Annotated in this window: 2 protein-coding genes; one reads left to right on the plus strand and one right to left on the minus strand. The window is 57.1% G+C overall.

Annotated elements, in window-relative coordinates:
- Window positions 1–1452, minus strand: a 1452-nt coding sequence (locus H5U08_RS13675) for a flagellar basal body P-ring protein FlgI (protein ID WP_297034134.1), incomplete at its 3' end; no start/stop codon positions are given.
- 324 nt (window positions 1453–1776) lie between these two features.
- Between H5U08_RS13675 and H5U08_RS13680 the strand changes: the two genes are divergently transcribed.
- The coding region (locus H5U08_RS13680; protein ID WP_297034138.1) for a hypothetical protein at window positions 1777–3250 on the plus strand (1474 nt) is incomplete at its 3' end.

Genomic DNA, 3250 nt, shown 5'->3' on the forward strand with positions numbered 1-3250 from the left:
CTGGTCCGCTTCGTTGACGGCAAACCGGGAGACCGTGACCTTCCCTGGCTCTTGGCTGGTCACCATGATGCGGTTGCCTGCCTCTAATGCGAATTTGCCACTCAGGCGAATATCGTCCCCAAAAAGAACCACCTCCGCCCGGCGGTTCTTCGTGACGTGTACCATAGGGGGCCCTCCTACACGGACAACATGATACCAGAATTGATCTCCCAGATTTTCACCGGCAACAGCGGCGTCGTTGGGATTCAATTCCACAAGCGCTCGGAAGGCACCATAACGGGTTTCCGCACTGGGCGATTTGAGTAGTTCGCGAAGAATTTCTACCGACTCCAGATCGTTGAGTGCACTCAAAGCTGCAAGTGCATAGACCCGAAACGCAGGTTCATCCCGTGCAATCTGGCCCAGCACAGGTGCGGCCTCCGGGCAGTCCAAATAAGCGAGTGCTTCCGCTGCATGGAATCGCACCACCGGCGACGAGGCCGTTAACCCCTTCTTGAGAACCTCGACCGCAGGTGCGCCCAAGGCTTCGAGCTCCAGCGACGCCTGCGGCGCGGTAGCCGGATTAAGCAGCTCGGATTCCAGTTCTCGCAATCGCTGAAGACGAATTTGTTCGTTGTCACGCAGAGGAATGGCCCGGATGACGGCCACATACCGGGGAATATTATTCTTGTACCGCGGGTGAAGTTTCAGCTCGACGTATTCGTTCGTTTTTGCCCGGGCGACACCTTCCTGAAGCCCCCGCTGAACGATGTAAAACCGGCGGTTCACGGCACTTTCAATCCGGGCTGCATTGGCCACCGAGTGATATTCGGGCTTCAGTAACAGACCGAGAGTCCGCGAGCGTTCAGCCACTCCGCCCCCCAGAATGCGTCCCCGCGTCGCATAAATCGGATCCTTTTCGGGATCGGCGGAGGGATCCACAAGCACTGGCCCGGACGCCTTGGCAAGGATGTGGCCCTCCCGAACAGCTCCGCGAAGAATCATCATTTCTCGGAGAGGAACTTCGAGCAAAAATCCACCGCGGAGGCTGGTCGTTTCGCTCCGGGAGGGCACCCGAACTTCGACGTCGAACACGTCCCCTTTTTGAATTCCTGGCCGGAGGTAACCGCGTACCAAGACGAGTGCCGTGTTTTTGGAGGCCAGCACCGTGTTGGGATTCTGCACACCGCGGCGCTGCATTTCCGCCAGCAAAAACTGTCTCTCCGGTGACGGGAGCGGATCGCTTCCGGTTCCGTTGAGACCGGTCACCAGACCGATCGCCTCCACGACGATCGAGTGCAAGCCGTAGGGAACAGCGAGATCACCCACGAGTCGCGGGGGCTTGACCTCGGCCGTTTCACCGAGCACGGGAGATTTCGCCCCCGTCATCCATAGAGAGCACCCGATGATGCAAGGGGCCAGCCCCATGATCACCGGAATTGCTATGACGAACCACAACGAACGAGTTTTCATAACGGCATCCATGCCAGCGTTTCATGGGCCCGGTTCATCCCCGCCGGGTTATTGGCTCCGCCCGGAGGTTGCGTTCCGGCCCGCGTAAAGCAGTCATCCCGTCCCAATGATAGGACGTCATTGTAAACTTGGGGCTGTTTTTCTTTCAATGTCAATTGCTTTGGAGTTGACCCACATCCACTCACCCAAGTCGCCTTCAAAAATTGGCACCGCGGGGTACCAGTTGTGTGGACACACTCCCCAGGTTAGCCTATTTGGGCAGATTGATGTCCTCGCCCACATTTCCCCGCAATATGCCAGATGGTCTTTCGAAGGAGGTCTTCCATGGCATCGTGTCACCCTCTGTGGCCAATCATCATTCCGCTCGTGGGGGTTGGTGTTTGCCTGGGAGAAGCGGAAGTCGCGGTACTCCCCCGTGGGGTCAAGGCGGTCTGGGATATCGAAAAGGCTTACACGCAGACCACCGCAACTCGCGAACGGATTTGCCTCAACGGGCTCTGGCAATGGCAACCGGCAAAAGGGGTTGGAGAGAATGTTCCCGGAGAGGGATGGGGCTTTTTTAAGGTCCCCGGCCCCTGGCCACGCATCACAGATTACATGCAGAAGGACTGCCAGGTGGTCTATCCCCACCCGAAATGGGCCAGCGTCCGATTGCGGGATATTTCCGCAGCCTGGTACCAGCGAACTTTCAAAATTCCAACAGAGTTGGTCGATCGCGAGATCGTGCTTCAAGCGGAATACGTTAATTCCCTCGCCACAGTTTTCATTGACGGCCAAAAAGTGGGTGCGATTGTTTTCCCGGGCGGGGAAGTCAATCTCACCCAATTCTGCAAGCCCGGAAAAACTTATACGCTTTCGATCCTTGTCGAGGCGATCCCTCTCAAAGGAGTCTTAATGGCCTACACGGACAGCAACGCGGCGAGGCAGGTGCAAGGCAAAGTCGATCGGCGCGGACTGTGTGGGGACGTCTTCCTGGTGAGCCGTCCACGAGGTCCGATCATTCGATTTGCTCGGCTCGAGAGTTCCTATCGGCAAGGGAACGTCCGCGTGGTGGCCTCCGTGGTGCGCCCCAATCGCGACCAGCAGTATCGCGTTAAGGTCGTCTACCGAAACGGCGGTAAGACCGTCCGCGAGGTGCTTTCTCCTTTTTTCCAGGCCGCCCAGCTTGATAATGGCCACCTTGTTTTCGATGACGGGTGGCGACCAGACAAAGTTTGGGATATCCATACACCCGAGAACCAGTACCAAGTGGCGCTATCGTTGGTTGACGAGCGGAATGCGGTGGTCGATGAATGGTGGCCTATTCGGTGGGGATTCCGCGAGTTCTGGATCAACGGGCGGGACTTTTATCTCAACGGGACACGAATCTTTCTCTCGGCCGTCCCGCTCGACAACGCGCAGGTGGGCGCTGCGTGGTGCACCTATGAAGCAGCGTGTGAGAGCCTTCGTCGTTTGAAGAGTTTCGGCATCAACTTCGTCTATACCCACAATTATGACTGTCTGCCGGGTTCCCATTTGAGTTTCGACAACCTGCTGCGGGCCGCGGATGATGTCGGGATGCTGGTGGCCCTATCTCAGCCGCATTTTTCCCATTACGATTGGCAATCGCCGGATGCGGATAAAACGAACGGTTATCGGGAGCATGCAGAGTTTTATACGCGAGTGGCGAGCTCCCATCCGTGCGTTGTGATGTATGCAACGAGTCACAACGCGACGGGCTATAACGAGGATATGAATCCCGACCTTATCGACGGCATTCACGATCCACGCGACGGTTGGTCGCTCAACAATGCGCGAC

The organism is Thermogutta sp. (assembly GCF_014359955.1).
In the GTDB taxonomy this organism is placed as follows: Bacteria; Planctomycetota; Planctomycetia; order Pirellulales; family Thermoguttaceae; genus Thermogutta.